The organism is Rickettsia africae ESF-5, assembly GCF_000023005.1.
Taxonomy (GTDB): Bacteria; Pseudomonadota; Alphaproteobacteria; order Rickettsiales; family Rickettsiaceae; genus Rickettsia; species Rickettsia rickettsii.
The window spans coordinates 765513-783656 of the sequence record NC_012633.1 but is presented as its reverse complement, the minus strand read 5'-3'; the positions used below and the strand labels follow the sequence as shown (position 1 = coordinate 783656).

Here is an 18144-nt window from a genome sequence, read left to right as displayed (position 1 = left end):
TATCCCACCTTTTTTGTTATAAATATCAAATATGCAAACTATTGAACAACAAATAGCAAACGTAATAGAAGAATCCTTGACAGATATGGGGTTTGAGTTAGTTCTTGTGAAGTTTAAAGGTGTTAACCCTAAAGTAGTCGAGATATTGATTGATAGCTTAAACAGCGAAAAAATATCTGTGGAAGATTGTACTAAAGCAAGTAGGACTATCTCCGCTATTCTAGATGTTGAAGATTTAATAGAAGCTGCATATTCTTTAGAGGTAGCATCAAGCGGTCTTGAACGTCCGTTAGTAAAGTTTGAAAATTATAATAGATTTTTAGAAAGAGAAGTTAAAATCACACTTAAAGAATTATTGAACGGCAAAACTCGTTATCAGGGTAAAATAATTAAAGCCGAAAATAATAAAATATATTTAAAATGTGAAGAACAAGAAGTACTAATTGATTATGATTTAATTAAAAATGCTAATCTAGTTTTAACTGAAGAAGTATTTAAAAAATTGCTAAAGCAATAAGAGATAATGTATGTCTAATATAGGTAATGTAGAAATTTTACAAATTATAGATTCTGTAGCTCGTGAGAAAGGAATATCAAAAGAAATTTTGATTTCAACGGTTGAACAAGCGGTACAAGCAGCAGGACGAAAAAAATACGGTAATGAATATAATATTAAAGCTCAGATAAATAGGAAAACCGGTGAGATAAATCTTTTAAGGATCTTAAAAATAGTAGAAGATGTAGAAGATTACTTAACGCAAATCTCACTTGAAGAAGCTTTAATAAAGAATCCGGAAGCTAAAATCGGTGATGAGATATATGAATATTTACCGCCGATTGATCATGCTAGAGTATCGGCTCAAGCTGCAAAACAAGTTATAACTCAACGTGTTATAGAAGCTGAACGTGAAAAACAATATCATGACTTTAAAGATAGAAAAGGCGAAATTATAAATGGGATAGTTAAGAGAATAGAATACGGTGATATAATAGTTGACCTGAGTCGTGCTGAAGCAATAATAAAAAAAGATCAATTAATTAAGGGTGAGAATTTTAAACCTAATGATCGTATAAAAGCATATGTACAGGATGTAAGGCAAGAAACAAAAGGACCGCAGATTTTCTTGTCTAGAGTAGATAACCAGATGCTAGTTAAACTATTTAAGCTAGAAGTACCTGAAATTCTTGAATCTATTATTCAAATAAAATCAGTAGCACGTGATCCCGGTTCAAAAGCAAAAATAGCGGTATTTGCTTCGGATAGTAGTATAGATCCCGTAGGCTCATGCGTAGGTATTAGAGGTAATAGAGTAAAAGCCGTAACAAATGAATTAAACGGAGAGAAAATTGATATAGTATTATGGAGTAATGATCTTGCACAGTTTATAGTTAATGCTCTTGCACCGCTTGCACCTGGGGAAATCACAAAAATTTTGATTGATGAGGATAGGCATAAGGTAGAAGTAGTAGTTTCGCAAGAAAATCAAAGTATTGCAATAGGTAGAAGAGGGCAGAATGTTCGTTTAGCTTCTCAGCTTACAGGTTGGAATATCGATATAATGACCGAAGAGCAAGAATCAAAAAGAAGAAATGAAGAGTTCTTAACTTCTACGGCATTATTTATGGAAGCTTTAGATGTTGAAGAAGTTATAGGTCAGCTTTTATCGGTAACGGGATTTAATTCAGTAGAACAAATTGCTAGTAGTGAGATTAGTACTTTAACAAGAATTGAAGGCTTTGAGGAAGAACTTGCCGTAGAGATTAAAAATCGAGCTATTAATTACGTCGACCTTAAGAATGAAAAGATTATCAAAAAGCTAGAGGATCTAGGAGTTGAGCAAGAATTAATAGATATATTAGAATTATCGCTTGAATTAATATTACAATTTGCCGAATATGGTATAAAGACCATAGAAGATTTAGGAGAGATGAGTGTAAATGAATTTAAAAATTTAGCTCCAAATTCTAATATAACGGACGAAAATATTAAATTGCTGATTAAAACTGCTAGACAGCATGGTGCATTGAAGGATAGTTAGTGGGTTGAATGTAGGGTGTATGTCATTCCTGTGAAAGCAGGCATCCAGAATAAATAGCTTAGTAATTAGGGCGTCCTTGAAAAATAAACCTATAAAAATAAGTTTTTTTTATAAATTTTAGTGGATTCCCGCTTTCGCGGGAATGACATAAACGAGCCATGCGAGCAACGCCGCTTTTAGTTAGGAATGACATAATCAAGTAGTAGACGGAAAAAAACAGAAACACAAAGGTTTTAAATATGACGGATAACCAGGAAATCAAACCCAAAAAGTTGACACTTGGCAATTCAAAATTATCGCTTAATAAGTCTTTTGACTCTCTTACAGGAGCTCAAAGCTTTGTTAATGCTAAATCTAAAACGCTAGTAGAAGTGAGAAAAAGCTCTACCGGTAGTGCTACTACCCTTTCATTAAATAAAGAAAGGAATAGTTTAGATCAAACTGTTATTGATGCTAATAAGGAAGAATTTAACAGACGTTTATCTATTCTTAAAAAAGCTGCTGAGCAATCTCAATTAAATGACCCTTTAAAAATAAGCACTTTAAGCAAACTTGCAAGTATTAACCAGTCTGCTAACTCAAAAATAGAACCGCTGGAAACTGATAAAGAAGTTGAACAAAAACAGCAAAATACCGAAGAAAATAAAGTAGAAGTTAGTGCTAAAATCGTTCAAGATGATGAAGATATACCGTCACAAATACCTAAAAAGAAAGAAGAAACTTTTGTAAAGTCTCCTTTAGTAGGAATGCGAACACGTTACGGTATAGAATCAGAGAAAGAATTAGATAAAACAGCAGAGAGTAAAATAATAGCACCAAAAATTAAGCTAGAAGAGCCAAAAAAATTCAAAAAAGCCGATCTTTTCAATATGCTTAGCGACGACGAAAGCGGCAGCGGTAGAACTAGAAGTCTTGCTTCTATAAAAAGAGCTAGAGAAAAAGAAAAGCGTAAATTAGTATCACAAGCACCTGAGAAAGTATATAGAGAAGTAACGATCCCGGAAGCTATCGGAGTCGGCGATCTTGCAAATGCTATGTCTGAAAGAGTGGCTGATGTAATTAAAGGATTAATGAAACTCGGTATTCTTGCAAATGCTAGCCAAACAATAGATGCCGATACGGCAGAATTAGTTGCAACAAATTTAGGGCATACGGTAACAAGAGTCCAAGAGTCAGATGTTGAAAATGTTTTAATTAGTGATGATAAGGTTGAGGATTTAAGAACGCGTGCTCCGGTTGTGACGGTAATGGGTCATGTCGATCATGGTAAAACCTCATTGCTTGACTCTCTTAAGTCTACAGATATTGCTGCAGGTGAGCTAGGCGGAATTACACAACATATTGGGGCTTATAGAGTAACTCTTGCAGACGGTAGAGCAATTACTTTTATTGATACTCCGGGGCATGAAGCTTTTTCGGAAATGCGGTCAAGAGGTGCTAAAGTAACGGATATAGTTATTATAGTGGTCGCAGCAGATGATGGAATCAAAACGCAAACGGTTGAGGCAATTAATCATGCAAAAGCAGCGGGCGTTCCTATAATTGTAGCTATTAATAAGATTGATAAGCCTGATATTGATATTGAGCGTGTAAAGAACGAATTATATGTCCATGAAATTATCGGCGAAGAGGCAGGTGGTGACGTTATGATTATTCCTATCTCGGCACTAAAGAAAATTAACTTAGATAAACTTGAAGAAGCAATTTTATTAATTGCAGAAATGCAGGATTTAAAGGCAAATCCTTTCGGTTCAGCTGCCGGTGTTGTAATCGAGTCAAAAATTGAACAAGGAAGAGGAACGCTAACCACTATATTAGTGCAGCGAGGTACTTTAAGAAACAGTGATATTATAATAGCTGGTACTGCTTACGGTAAAGTTAAAAAGATGACTAATGATAAGGGACTAGAAATAGTAGAAGCAACTCCGTCTGTTCCTGTAGAAATTCAGGGGTTAAATGAAGTGCCTTTTGCCGGTGATAAATTTAACGTAGTACAAAATGAGAAACAAGCAAAAGATATAGCCGAATATAGAATGCGTCTTGCTAAAGAAAAAAAAATATCTATTGCACCGCGTTCAAGTTTAGAAGATTTGTTTTTAAAAGCTTCCGGTAATAGTAAAATTAAGGAATTACCTTTAATTATTAAAGGTGATGTTCAAGGCTCGGTTGAAGCTATTTCAGGTAGCTTATTAAAATTACCGAGTGATGAGATAAAGCTTCGTATACTTCATAGCGGCGTAGGTCCGATAACGGAATCCGATGTATCTCTTGCACATGCTTCTTCGGCTATTATTGTCGGCTTTAACGTTAGAGCAGGGGCAAATGCCTTAACTGCCGCAGAAAAAGAAAAAGTCGATATTCGATATTATAGTATAATATATCATTTAATTGATGATATAAAAGCCATTATGAGCGGTATGCTTGATCCGATCGTTAGAGAGCAGTATATCGGAAGCGCAGAAATTAGACAAATATTTAATATTACCAAAGTTGGCAAAATCGCAGGTAGTTATGTAACTAAAGGGATTATTAAGAAAGGAGCGGGCGTACGCTTATTACGTGATAATGTAGTCATGCATGAAGGAAAACTCAAAACTTTAAAACGCTTTAAAGATGAAGTTAAAGAAGTTAGAGAAGGATATGAGTGTGGTATAGCATTTGAAAATTACCAAGATATTAGAGAAGGAGACACAGTTGAAGTTTTTGAGCTAATTCAAGAACAAAGACAATTATAATATACTCGTTGAACTTCAAAAATTGGCTACCTTATCATACAAGTACTGCGGCGTTGTTGCATGGATACTACTAAATCGTCATTGCGAGTAGTTGTAGACTGCATGGCAATCTCATGAAATAATAACAAACTCCTGAGATTGCTTCGTAATTTCCTCGCAATGACGAAAAGTTAGAACCACGCAACAATGCCCTGCTTTCGCGGGCATGACATTTAGTAGAATATCCCTTTTTGATAAATTAATCAATTTTAAGTAAAATATAATAAAAAGTTAATAATTATTAGCCTTTATCTTGACCTCCTCATAATTTCTATTATAATGCAATGTTGATTATTATAATCAGAAATGAGGAAAAATTATGGCCATAACATTAATTTTTAATAAGTTACAAAATTTAATCCCAAATAATACCTCTCCAAAGTCAGCCTCCTATCTTGCTAACGATGAATTTGAGTTTATAACTTCTCCTACTAAGCAAGAAGAAAATACTGATTTTTTAGCAGCGTGAGATAATTCAATTAAGCAGTATGACGAAAAAAGTGCAAGATGTAATAAAAAAATAGTAGAAGCTCAAGCTAAATATCCTTTTTTAAATTCTAAAATAATCTTCCAAGAAGCAGTAAAAGGTCAGCCAGATACTCTAGGCATCTCTCAAATCAGATTTACAGATCTTTTAAATAAGCTTGATGGTAGTGAAAAAGTAACTAACACACCTAAAAGTAAAGGTTTTTTCAGTACATTTAGTTCATCATTAAAAACAGTTTATGATTTCGGAGTAAAGAGTTTTAATTTTATAAAAAATACATCTAGTATTCTTTCTTCTAAAGTTGCTGAAACTTTTAATTTTGTGAGTAATAAAGTTTTTTCTTATTTAAATAATAACGCTGAAGAAACATTTAATCTCTTAGATCAACTAGAAACTCTTCCTGATAATGAGTTAGTAGAAGCAATTTTAAACACGTCTGAAAATGCATTAGATGAAGTTTTTGAAAAGATAACATATAAAAAATTGGTAGAATTAATAAATAATATTTCTGATGAACAAGCACAAAAATTAGTTCATTATATTTTGCCGGAGCATTTTGAAAAATTAATGCAATTTATTCCAGTAGATAAATTAAATACATATATGGATACTACCCTTTCTTTAGAAAAGCTTACCGAGCAGGAACTAAAAAAATTATCAGATGAGGATATTTCTGATGAACAGCTTGAAAATATAATTATTTTAGCAGGAGAAGAAAAGCTTGCAGAAAATTTTGATATTATTCCAAATAAAAATTTAGTAAGAATCATGAGCCATATTTCAAATGATAAGCTAGCACCAATAATTTCGCACGCCTCAGATGAAAGTCTAGTAAGAATCATTGATATTATTGACTCGGATAATCATGATTTATCGAAATCATTAGTTGGGCAAATAATAGCCTTAATACACGACAAGAAGTGTGTAAAGCAAGAATCAGGTGCAGTATCTGATAGTGATTCCGGATTCTTTGATTATGAAGATGAAATAAAAGTATCAGACAATCAAGTAGAATACTCTAATAGTGATTTTACTATGAAATTATCTTATAATTTTGGAGTCTTTAATTATGAAGATGATGTAGTATACTTATAATAAAGCGCTTATATCATTTCGTTGATTATAGAAATCCAGTAAATGGATTCCTACTTTTCACTAGGAATGGCATAATTGATTGCGATTTTAGCATCAGGAGGGCGTATGTATAGTGGCTCGATAGAGTTATTTAATTTTACATCGCTCGACAATCTACTAGCAATATATCTACAGGTAACCCAAGCTTTAACTCGTGCAAAACGTGGCAAGGTTATTATATTCGGCAAATGCATAATTTGGTGATATATAAATTCAAGTCCGCTACCGCAACAAACTATATTCCCTTTCTCATTTGTAAGCAGTTGTATAGCATACTCGAAATCTATCAATAACGGCTCTTCTATTTGTCCTGATTTATGAAAAACTTGCATATAAAGCTGTGAGCGATAAGCGTTTAAAAAGACATATATTTTATCATAATCTGTAACTTGAGTTATGGCTCTAAAATAAGCATATTCAAAATTGCTAACCGCTACTGCTTTAATATTCTCCTTGGAAAATAATATACCTTTAGCACTAGCAAGTCCTATTCTAATGCCGGTAAAGCTACCGGGTCCGTTAGTTACCGCTAAATAATCTAAATCATCATATGCACATTTAGCTGATTTCATCACGTCTTCTATCATCGGCATTAGATTTTCTGCTTGCATAGAAGGACGTAACTCTTCTATACATGCAAGGATATTCTCATTTTCGGATATTGCTACCGATGCAGTATTATTGGCTGTGTCAAATGCTAGTATTTTCATAGATTATTATTTGAATAAGTCACTATGTGTACCGGTATGTATATAGATAGTGTACCAGGAAATTTTTAAAAAGTCCTTATGTCATTCCTGCGAAAGCAAAAATGACATGGAATAAAATAGTAGAAGGTTTGCAGAATCATATTAAATTAAGCTTTTTATACATTTCTTTATACGCAGAATATTTATTAATATTTAAACCTTTTGCTGATTCTTCTAATATTTTTATTGATTCTGCATTTAATGCTTTTTCCTGTGCTATTTTATGATATATCGCTTCTCTTACAAAATTCATAATAGTATCATTTTTATGTGCAGTGTGAACTTTAAGAAAATGATGTAATTCGTTTGGTATATCTATGCTTATTCTAGTCATATTACATACTTATTTAAGTAATTACTTAAGTAAGTATATCATAAAATAAGAAAAATAAAAGTAAAAATATAGTCTCTAAAAATTATTTAAAGTATATTCAATAAAAGTTTGGCGTGCTTCAACCTGTCTATTATTATGAAATAAATATCTATTAAAAAAATAGTTTGTTAGAGCTAAAGCTTGCCGTTTTTCTTCTAATGTAATCTCACTATTATCTGAAAGTAAAAATCTTGGTAACATCAATAATTTATCTTTATAAGGTTTTCCTACTGCATATGATAATGCTCTAGCTGATTTAGGTGATACATAGATTAAATCAGTTGTAACATGGCTCACGCCGCATTTGGTAAGATCAAGCTTATAACCCGTCTCGGCAAGTAAAGCTAGCTCAAAATTAATATAATCACGAAAACAAAAATTCTTTGATAAATTATCTAAATAGTTAATTAGAAATGAAAAAAATTTAGAATGTTCTTCTCTTTCATGAAATAACTCTTTGATTAAAGATATAACGGAATTAAAGGCATATAATTTAGCTTTATTTGTGATAAAATAACCGGTGTAAGATTTAATGAGTTCACATTTAGCCATGCCAATATGTTCATGTAATCTTGCCTGCCAAAGAAAATCTATAATATTCCCTTCTTGATATATAAATTTACTTTTTTTAGAAAATTCTTTTACAACTCCCGAATATAAACCATGATTTTTAGTAAAAACCGTAATAATAAATGTATTTTCTTTCAAAGTTTTTTTAGCAATTATTACTCCTATATCTTTGATATTCATGGTTTTTTATTAAATTTTCGTCATTGCAAGGAAAATTACGGAGTAATTGACGAAGCAATCCAGTTAAAAATGCTAATTTTTAGCATTTTTTTAATTATTTTCTGGATTGCCGTGCTCCTTTCAGTCGTTCGCAATGACGGTTTGATATTCGTACAACAACCCCCTAGCTTCCTCAGAATTGCCTGTATATGATATATTCTTATACCCTAGTTTGATTGCAGTAAATAAAGCGGCGTGATCCTCTCCTACATTTACGGTAAGATCTAAAACTTTTTCCGGAAATTCTTTACTTAGAGTTTTAAACATGTAATCAATTGCTAGCATACCGTAATATTTTACGCTAGAGGCATGATTTGTTAATATCAGCTGTTCTTCTACACTAGATAAAAAATTACGTGCTTCTTCCAAATTTCTTATTTCATAAACTATACTCATTTAATTATCTCTTTTAGGTCCTTTAAATGTGAGACGGAAGACATGAAGTCATACGTTAAATTTTCAAATTTAGAGCAGATAATCTTATTAAATCCAAGTTTTACGGCTTCTTTTATTCTTGTTTCTGCTTTTGCGGTTTTTCTTATTTCACCCGATAAACTGATTTCGCCGAAAAAGACGCTATGTTCGGGTACAGGGTTGCCGGTTGCAGCAGATATTAAGCTCGCTGTTACTGCTAAATCAGAAGCAGGATCGGCAATTTTAAGTCCCCCCGCAATGCTTAAATATACCTCATAATTAGCAAGATTCAGTCCTATCCTACTACTAAGTACGGCAAGTATCATTGATAATCTATTAGCATCCCAGCCCACCGCAGAGCGTCTAGGAGTTACCATATTTGAGGGTACTATAAGGGCTTGTACTTCCATAAGTAACGGTCTTGAACCTTCGATTCCTGCAAAAATAGACGTACCTATAACGTTCTGTTCTCGCTGCATTAAAAATAGTTCAGACGGGTTTGTTACTTCAATAAGCCCGCTGCCGCTCATCTCAAATACTCCTATTTCACCCACACCGCCAAAACGATTTTTATATGAGCGTAAAATACGGAAATGATTATTATGATCTCCCTCAAAATATAGCACGGTATCAACTAAATGTTCAAGTATCTTAGGACCTGCTAGTTGTCCGTCTTTAGTGACGTGACAGCTTAATAAAATAATTATATTGTTTTGCTTAGCATAATTAACAAGCTCATTTGCACATGTACGAATTTGCGAAACAGTGCCTGGAGGCGATGATAATTCTTTTGTGGTAATTGTTTGAATAGAATCAATCACTATTAAATCAATATTATTTTTATTAGCTTCTATACTCGCAATAATATCTTCCAAATTAGTAGCTGCTAAAATATCGGTATTATAGTTAGTTAGGTTTAGCCTTATGGCCCTTAATTTTATTTGGTCTAACGATTCTTCGCCTGTTATATATAAGCAATTAATCTTTGATGCAAAGTTACTTGCTGCTAGCTGTAGTAACAAAGTAGATTTGCCTATACCAGGGTCTCCTCCTATTAATATAGCAGAACCAAGCACTAAACCGCCGCCTAGTACTCTATTGAATTCACCTATAGGGGTAGGGATGCGTAACTGCTCGGTTACATGCCCTGAAAGCTTATCGAAGTCTTGCTTACTACCGACTTTAACAATTGCTTGATTTGTACTTATTATCTCTTCGACAATACTACCCCATACACCGCAATCAAAGCACTGCCCTGACCATTTAGGACTAATATTTCCACAGTTAGAACATATGTAATGTTTTTTGGTCATGTTTGTTTTTTAATGTCTTGTTACGCGGTTCTATGTCATTCCCACGAAAGCGGGAATCCAGAAAAAATAACCTTAATACAGGTACAAAATTACATACTATTAATAAAATAAAAATATAAAAACAAGTTTTTATATTTTATATGTGTTACTGGATTCCCGCCTTCGCGGGAATGACGGTAAAGCTCAAAACCAACAGCTTACTCTTACCATATAGTTTTTCACGTATAATTTCAATATTTTCATCTAAAATATAATCATCTGTTTTAGCCATCTCAATAACTATAATAGCACCGTCTTTGAGCCAATTATTTTTTATCAGCAGTTTCATTACTTTAGGCACTATATTTTTATGATAAGGGGGGTCTATAAAGACAAGATCAAATGATTTATTAGACATCTTCCCAAACTTCGCTTCTAGAGGTAATTTAGACGTCGATCCGGTACTCGCATCCTCACGTACTAGTGTGTACGCTGCGGTGCTGTGTTCCGTGTCTCCTTTAGATCCCTCTCTATAAGCTGGTTTAAAAAGATGTCTAGTAGCTTTCGGTAGATTTAAAGCATTAATATTAACGAAATTAACATTATTTTCAATGTTTAGAGATTTAGCAAACCCTTCTGCTATTTTTAATGAGGATGTATCAATATCAATTAAGGTAGCAAAACCTGCTCCTCTTGATATGCTCTCAAAAGCAAGGCTACCGCTACCGGCAAATAAATCGAGAATGTGAGTATTTTCGTTAAATAATTTATTACCGGTAAACTCACCGGAGGTTAATACACTAAATATTGCCTCTTTGAGCTTACCGGTGGAAGGTCGATATTTGATATTTTTAGCGGTAGGTATAATTTGGTTTCTATATTTACCGGATATTATTTTTAACACTTATTTAGTTATATGCTTCTTTTATTGAGTGTGATTTTTTTTCGTCTTTTATTTTTGTGGCAAATCCTTTGCCTTTAGTGTTAGGCTTGAATTTTGCTGCGAATGTATTAGATTTTGCTTGTTGTTTTTCTACAGTTTTATCTTTCTTTTCTTTGATTTCTACTTTTGGCGTTGCTTGGTTTAAATTATTTTGTGCTTGTTTTAAAAGATCTTGTTCTTTAGCTTTATCAATATTATTATTAACATTATTTAAATTTTCTTCCCTTTTTTTAGATTTTTCTGTCTCAGCTTTTTGTCTTGCTTGTTGTTTTGCTGTTACTAATTCATCAATATTTTTAGGAGGTGGTGAGATATATTTATCTATACTACTAGTTAAGTTTTCAAATGACTTCTGAAGATTGCGTAAAGGTTTTTGAGTGAGTTTATAAGTTCCGGTAGCGATTAGCCCTCCGGCCACAATACCTGCTCCTAGAATGAAAGCTTTAGTAGTAAGGGCCGTGCCGGTGACCAATAACACAGGCATTGCTACGAAAGGTGCAGCTGCTACTGCAAGACCGGCTACTACGGCAAGTCCTACTACAAATTTTTTACTTGCTAAAAATTTTGTTACGCGGCTAATTCCTGATGTAGTACTTTTAGCAAGTTTTGTACAAAGCTGTCCTACTCCGGTTTTCAGAAACCAACCGCTTTTCTCTCTTGCATGAATTTTATCTTGTAATTTAGCATGTTCGTTAACATTGACAGATGTTTTTTTACCGTCTTTATCTTGATGATCTAAATTCCCTTTAGCCTCACCTTTAGTATCATGCATCTTTGTAGCATCGTTGATTTTTGCTTTATCAAAATCTGCTCCTTCTTTATTAATTCCAGCTAGATTTGCTGCTTTTAGATTCGCTTGTTTTAGATTTGCTTCTTTAAATATAGCCTCGGCTGCTTCCACTGCTTGCATATCGGCATTTTCCAACACTGCTTTAGTGAAATTGGCTTTAGTAAGATCGGCACGCTGCATAATTGTATTTTTAAAGTTAGCTTCCTTAGCATTAATATTTTTAGCAATAGCATCCGAAATATTTAATCCCTCGGCTTCTGCTTTTTCTAAAGTAGCATTACTTAACTTAGCAAATTGTGCAGTTGCATTAGTAAGCGTAGCGTTTGTAAGATCGGCATATTCAAGATTTGCTTTATCAAGCTGTGCTTTTGTTAAATCAGCGTTCTTAAGTTTAACACGCTGCATTATAGCTTCTCTTAAGTCAGCTTCTTTTAAAGATAGTATATTTTCAAATTCAGCATCGCTAAAATAGGCATTTCTTGCAGTTATGCCTTGCATGTTACATTGCTCTTTAAATTTTGCTTCTAATGCATGTGTTTTATTCATAAAAACATTTTCAAGATTAGTAGAAACGATATTTGCTTGATCTAGAAGTGCATTATTTAAAACTACCCCCTGCATTTGAACTCTTTGCATATCTGCATAGGCAAGTGATATACCGGTAAGATTAGAATTTGTCCATTCTGAATCTTTAATAATTAACTTTTCGGCATCGGCATTAACCATCATAACCGCATTAAATTTGCTATTTGTTACCTCTACTTCAGATAAATCTACTTTAGGCATGTAAGCTCTTGACATATCACTATTTTCAATTTTGCTCTTTTTAAGATCAGCAAAAAGAAATCCTGCGTTACGAGCCGTAACATTTTGAAAAACGGCATTTTGTAAATTAGCTCCTTCAAAATTAGTAAAATCTAAATTACAATTTGAGATTTTGACATTCTCTAAGTTGGCTGAAGCAAATAATGTGTTCTTCAGGTTAAGATTAGTAAGAGTTTTACCTGATAAATTAATCGCTGAAAGATCAGGAACTATATTTAAATCTTCTGAAAGATTTTTTTGCTTTCTAACAAATTCGGTAAGAGATAATTTTGTATTGGATTGTTTTGCTGCTTCAGCTAAATATAGATCAAATTCGACAGAAGTTAATTTTATATATTCTTTCGGTATATCTCGTTCTGTGGCAGTCGAACCTATAATATATGATGGGTCTAGTGTTATTTGTATTTCTTCGTCTTTTAACTGCTCAAAAATACCATCTAAACCCTTACCGCAGAACATTCTAAGATTATCTAAAGCATATACTTCAGTTTCTAATTTGTTTACTTCATGCTGTAACTTGTTGATTTTTTCTAGTTCGTTTTGTCGGTTTCTAGCAATAGTTTCTGCACTATTCCAAAAAGCATTTAAAAGATTGGTAGCAATCCCAGGATTATCTAAATTTTGCTTTAGAGTTTCTAACTCTTCTTGCTTAGTCTTTAGTTCTTTTGATTTGATGTCCCATAAAGTTTTTTCGTCTTCTCCAGCCAAAATATATTTCTTTGTCTTCGTAGCTTCATCTATAACTATTTCTTTGATATGTTCTTTTTCTAAATCTTTATCTATATATTGATTTAATCTTGCAAGATCTGAAAAAGATAGTTTTATATCTCGTATTTTATCTTTGAGATTGGGAATTTTATAGTTATCATAATCTTTATAATTAAAATCTGTATAATGAAGATTTGCTCCTCTAAAGTCGGTACCGATAAATGTACAATCATTAAATTTTACATTTGTTAAATCTGAATCACATAATATGGTATTTGTTAAGTCACAATTATTAAATACGGCATCTGTTAGTATTGTACCTTGGAAATTAGCATTGGCTAAATCTGCGTTAATTTCCATATTTTCTAAACTAGTAATGATAATGTTATCATTATCTTCAGCGAAATATTTATTTTTGATAAAATCATTTAGCGAGACACTAGGGGTATCTTTTATATAACCAAGGTAATCGTTTAGGTCTTTTTCTGTACATTTATATATATTAAGATTTGTCATATGTATTCTATATGATTAGTTAAAATGTATTAATAATAACACATTACTAATGATTTTCCAGTATTTTATTATTTATTTCTTTATAATCTCCGGGTTTTAGATTATCTATTGTAAAACTACCATATTGAATCCTAATTAATTTGTTAACTTTTAGTCCACAATACTCGAATATTCTTCTAATTTCACGATTTTTTCCTTCAAATAAAACTACTTCAAACCAACAATTAGTTTTATTTTGCTTAAGTAATTTTATCGAATGAGGGTTATAAAATATCCCGTCAATTTCTAAATTTTTATAATTGCTTTTTAGTAGAATATCAGACTTCCCATACGCCCTAACATGATATACTCGCTTTAACCTACTTGAGGGGAGCTCAAACTGACGAGCTAAATCACCGCTATTAGTTAGTAATAATAAACCTTCGCTATTTAAATCCAGCCTACCTATTGAAATAACACGAGGTAAACCGGTTAGCTGTTCAAACACCGTTTTACGAGATAAAGGATCTTTATGAGTGGTAATTAAACCAACAGGTTTGTAATAAATCCAAAGCCTTGGTTTGTGTATATTATTGATTAATGTGCCTGATACTTCAATTTGATTACTAATATCAACATTTGTAGTTGGTGATAAAATTGTAACGCCGTCTACTTTTACCTGTCCTTCAACTATCAGCTTTTCAGCATCACGCCTAGAACAAACTCCTGCATTACTAATTATTTTAGCTAATCTATGCATTTTTAAATATAGTAATTTTCAATAGACCTCTTCCCAAGCGTCGTTTCTAGAGATAATTTATACGTCGATTCGGTACTCGCATCTTCACGTATTTCTATATATGCTGTGGTGCTGTGTCCCGTGTCTCCGTTAAATTCCTCTCTATAAGTTGGTTTGGGAAGAGGTCTAATAAGAATATATAAAAATACCCTTAAAAAGCAAGATTAATAATTTTACATAAATTATTAATATAATTATACTATACCGCTACATATGTTTTAACAAAATTATACGAATGTTAATTTTACTTATCAAAACTTTTTATTCTTTAAAATTCTTATCGTCTTTTTTTAGCTGAGTTTCTTTTTAACAAAAATTAAGTCCTTTGCTTTAATCTAAACTTCATTAAATTATGCAAAAACTTATTGGTTCAATCCTGTTAATTTCAGGTACTTGTATAGGTAGCGGTATGATAGCACTACCCATGGTATTAGCAAAATTAGGTTATAATACCTAGTATAATATTGATGTTTGTAATTTGGTTTATAATGTATTATACTTCTTTAATTAACCTAGAGCTTAATCTTCAAGCGGGTAAAGGCTTAACACTTGGGCATTGGGAAAATATTTTTCAGGACATACTGCTCAAATCATCGGTACTGTAAGCCTTAAGCTCCTTTCATATGCTTTACTTGCAGTATTTATATACGGAGGCTCTTCAATATTACAGAAGTTATTAGCTTTAAATACAAGTATAACTTATTTATATAGGAGCATGGTGTATTATTACCTCTAAAAGAAATATCTATATGAGGTATAGTCACTCCGGTAGTTTTTACTTCATTTAGTTTCCAAGTAATCTGTCATACCTTAACTAATTATTGTAACAAAAATGCTAAAGACGGCATTTTTATTTGGAAGCTTAATTCCTGCAATAGTATATATAATTTGGACTTGTAGTATTCTTATTGTAGTACATCATAATAATCCAACATTTTATCAACAAATGATTACCAGTAATGTAGAAGTCGGAGATTTAAGGAATTAAGTAATATAGCAAAATGGCCGTTCGTACAACTATTAGTTTGGATAATTTTAACTCTTGCTATCGTTACATCAATACTCGGAGTAGGAGTAGGGCTATGTGATTCCCTTAAAACTATGTTTATGAATCCGATACCGAATGTAGTAATGCGTAATATGACCGCTTCTATCGTTACTATATTACCAGTTTATATTGTAGCAGTAGTACCTAATGCTTTTATTATAATTTTAGGATTTGCTGGTATGATTCTCGTAATTATTGCAATTTTATTACCGGTTTATCTGTTATATAAAGTAAAGATAAATAATTTATTATCTTGAATTACAAAAACAATATCTAATTATTATATGTGTAATTGTTGAAATGCTTATAATGGGCTATGAACTTGTTAATATAGTAACTAAATAATAAGGTTATTTATTATTAAATACACTAATAATATTGAAAAATAGGAATTTTGTAAATATAAATATTATGATAATAGGAAATAATATAGAAATAATCAAACATGTAAGAAATAATGGGCAAATATCCGTGGGGAAGAAATATGCAGGAAAACAGATACAAGTTTTAACATCAAGTGACGGTACTATAATAATAAAGCCCGGTAAGTTCATTCCTTATAATGAGATGTGGCTTTATAGGAACAATAATAATGAGGTGTTTGATAAAGCAATATGATAGACAGAAAAAAATAAAAGATAAACATCATCATTGCGAGGAAGGTACGAAGTAACTGACGAAGCAATCTCAGGAAAAATTCCTGAGATTGCCACGCTCACTAACGTTCGCTCGCAATGACGATTTGGTATTCACGCAATAATGATGTAAAACAATTCTGATTTAATTAGAGTTAAAAGTTCTTGTCTCCAAATTACCAAATTTAGAAAATTGACTATCATAATAAATCGGAACATTTCCAACTGGTCCGTTACGATGTTTTGCAACAATTATATCGGCAATATTATATACTTTGTTGAGTTTATCTAACCATGCGGCATGTTTAGCATCGCCTGCTGCCGGTTCTTTTCTAGTTAAATAATATTCTTCACGATAAATAAACATTACTATATCAGCATCCTGTTCTATAGTTCCCGATTCTCGAAGATCGGATAGCATAGGTTTTTTGTCCTCACGTAGTTCTACCGCTCTTGAAAGCTGAGATAACGCAATAACCGGAATATTTAACTCTTTTGCTATTGCTTTTAAACCTTGGGTTATTTCTGAAATCTCGCTAACTCTATTTTCGGATTTACTTACTCCTCTAATTAATTGTAAATAATCAATAAATAATATACCGAGATTATGCTTGCGTTTCATTCTTCTAGCTCTTGTTCTTATAGCGGAAATAGATAGAGCAGGGGTATCATCGATAAAAAATTGTAATTCCGATAAAGTATTTGCTTCCTTGCGAAGACGGTTATATTTTTCTTCACCTAGAATCCCCGTACGAAGAGAAGTAGAATCAATTTCTGCACACATTGAAAGTAGACGTGTGGTTAGCTGTTCTGAGGACATTTCTAAAGAGAAAAAACCTACTGACTGAATTTCTTGATTATCTCTAATATTTTTAAGACGCATATTATTACAGGCATTAAGTGCAAGATTTATAGCAAATGCCGTTTTACCCATAGACGGACGTCCTGCAAGAATTATAAGATCGGAATTATGAAAGCCGCATAATTTATTATCTAGATCAATCAAACCGGTAGATATACCGATTATATGATCATTATTTTTCATAGCCCTATTAATACTAGCTAGTGATTCTGAAATAGATATACCGATTTTGGTAAAACTTTTTTCATTCAAGCCTTCACTAGCTAAATCGTAAAGTTTAGCTTCGGCATGTTCAATCTGTTCCTTTGCTTCAACTTCTAATGAAGAATTATAGGCATTATTTACTACTTCTTCACCGATATTTATTAAATTACGCTTTATTGCTAAATCATATATTATTTTACCATAATCACGCGGATTTATTACCATCATTGACATAGTTATCAATTTTGCTAAATACTCCGCTCCTTCTACTTCTTGAAATAGTTCATCTTGAGTTAACATACTACGTAAAGTAATAGGTGTAGCTGTCAGCCCTTTTTCAGTAATTTTCTCAATTGCCTTATAGATTTTTTGATGAATAGGTTCAAAAAAATGTTCATCACGTAAAAATTCCGATACGTAATTTAGTAATTCGTTATTGGTTAAAATCGCCCCAAGTAGCATTTGCTCTGCTTGAACATTTGAAGGTAAAACCCTTGGTATAGGTAAATTATCTTCGTTATCAGCTAATATATTTGTTTCGTTATTTATTTTATTACGTGCCATTGTTGTTTGTTAAATTATTATATGGTTTGAAAAAAGAAGCCCTTTATGTCATTCCCACGAGGTATTGTTGCGTGGATACCGAGTCGTCATTGCAAGCAGCCGTAGGCTGCGTGGTGATAAAAAAATTCTGTAAATCAGAATTTTTACTGGATTGCTTCGTCAATTACTTATGTAATTTCCTCGCAATGACGTTAAAACCGATCCACACAACAAAGCCCAA

Annotated in this window: 15 protein-coding genes and 1 pseudogene; 7 read left to right on the top strand and 9 right to left on the bottom strand. The window is 32.4% G+C overall.

Going from position 1 to position 18144, the window contains the following annotated elements; all coding sequences use genetic code 11:
- The first annotated feature begins 31 nt into the window (after positions 1-31).
- From rimP to RAF_RS04160, 4 genes and pseudogenes are all read left to right on the top strand, one after another.
- Positions 32-517 carry a ribosome maturation factor RimP gene (gene rimP, locus RAF_RS04175; RefSeq protein WP_004998168.1) on the top strand — a complete coding sequence of 162 codons (486 nt, stop codon included), beginning with the start codon at positions 32-34 and terminating at the stop codon, positions 515-517.
- Positions 518-527: 10 nt separating this feature from the next.
- Entirely contained in the window at positions 528-2039 is a 1512-nt protein-coding gene (gene nusA / locus RAF_RS04170; protein ID WP_012719826.1) for a transcription termination factor NusA, read from the top strand.
- Between the two features lie 239 nt (positions 2040-2278).
- Positions 2279-4774 (top strand): translation initiation factor IF-2, encoded by a 2496-nt coding sequence (gene infB, locus RAF_RS04165; RefSeq protein WP_012719825.1) that lies wholly within the window; start codon positions 2279-2281, stop codon positions 4772-4774.
- A gap of 358 nt (positions 4775-5132) precedes the next feature.
- Positions 5133-6395: pseudogene (locus RAF_RS04160) on the top strand (hypothetical protein).
- A gap of 50 nt (positions 6396-6445) precedes the next feature.
- Here the strand turns inward: RAF_RS04160 and tsaB are convergent.
- From tsaB to RAF_RS04120, 8 genes are all read right to left on the bottom strand, one after another.
- Positions 6446-7144: a tRNA (adenosine(37)-N6)-threonylcarbamoyltransferase complex dimerization subunit type 1 TsaB gene (gene tsaB / locus RAF_RS04155; RefSeq protein ID WP_012719823.1), complete on the bottom strand. Its 699-nt coding sequence runs from the start codon at positions 7142-7144 to the stop codon at positions 6446-6448.
- A gap of 136 nt (positions 7145-7280) precedes the next feature.
- Positions 7281-7517 (bottom strand): hypothetical protein, encoded by a 237-nt coding sequence (locus RAF_RS04150; RefSeq protein ID WP_041471889.1) that lies wholly within the window; start codon positions 7515-7517, stop codon positions 7281-7283.
- Between the two features lie 75 nt (positions 7518-7592).
- Entirely contained in the window at positions 7593-8306 is a 714-nt protein-coding gene (gene recO / locus RAF_RS04145) for a DNA repair protein RecO (protein WP_012719822.1), read from the bottom strand.
- A 120-nt stretch (positions 8307-8426) separates the two neighbouring features.
- On the bottom strand, positions 8427-8741 hold the full coding sequence (locus tag RAF_RS04140; RefSeq protein ID WP_012719821.1) for a hypothetical protein: 315 nt from the start codon (positions 8739-8741) through the stop codon (positions 8427-8429).
- Positions 8738-10072, bottom strand: a complete 1335-nt coding sequence (radA, locus tag RAF_RS04135) for a DNA repair protein RadA (RefSeq protein WP_012719820.1) — start codon at positions 10070-10072, stop codon at positions 8738-8740. Before radA ends, RAF_RS04140 begins: the two co-directional genes overlap by 4 nt.
- Before the next feature lie 145 nt (positions 10073-10217).
- Positions 10218-10955, bottom strand: a complete 738-nt coding sequence (locus RAF_RS04130; protein WP_012719819.1) for an RsmD family RNA methyltransferase — start codon at positions 10953-10955, stop codon at positions 10218-10220.
- A 4-nt stretch (positions 10956-10959) separates the two neighbouring features.
- Positions 10960-13833 (bottom strand): pentapeptide repeat-containing protein, encoded by a 2874-nt coding sequence (locus RAF_RS04125; RefSeq protein WP_012719818.1) that lies wholly within the window; start codon positions 13831-13833, stop codon positions 10960-10962.
- 46 nt (positions 13834-13879) lie between these two features.
- On the bottom strand, positions 13880-14572 hold the full coding sequence (locus RAF_RS04120) for a pseudouridine synthase (protein WP_012719817.1): 693 nt from the start codon (positions 14570-14572) through the stop codon (positions 13880-13882).
- A 391-nt stretch (positions 14573-14963) separates the two neighbouring features.
- Between RAF_RS04120 and RAF_RS10780 the strand changes: the two genes are divergently transcribed.
- The 3 genes from RAF_RS10780 to RAF_RS04105 all read left to right on the top strand — a co-directional run bounded on the left by RAF_RS10780 (position 14964) and on the right by RAF_RS04105 (position 16277).
- Positions 14964-15068, top strand: coding sequence for an aromatic amino acid transport family protein (locus tag RAF_RS10780; RefSeq protein WP_012150982.1), 105 nt, complete (start codon positions 14964-14966; stop codon positions 15066-15068).
- A gap of 536 nt (positions 15069-15604) precedes the next feature.
- Positions 15605-15916 carry an aromatic amino acid transport family protein gene (locus RAF_RS04110; protein ID WP_083762109.1) on the top strand — a complete coding sequence of 104 codons (312 nt, stop codon included), beginning with the start codon at positions 15605-15607 and terminating at the stop codon, positions 15914-15916.
- 154 nt (positions 15917-16070) lie between these two features.
- On the top strand, positions 16071-16277 hold the full coding sequence (locus tag RAF_RS04105) for a hypothetical protein (protein ID WP_041471888.1): 207 nt from the start codon (positions 16071-16073) through the stop codon (positions 16275-16277).
- A gap of 162 nt (positions 16278-16439) precedes the next feature.
- On the opposite strand, the gene RAF_RS04100 is transcribed toward RAF_RS04105, so the two are convergent.
- On the bottom strand, positions 16440-17924 hold the full coding sequence (locus RAF_RS04100; RefSeq protein ID WP_012719815.1) for a replicative DNA helicase: 1485 nt from the start codon (positions 17922-17924) through the stop codon (positions 16440-16442).
- Between the last annotated feature and the right edge of the window lie 220 nt (positions 17925-18144).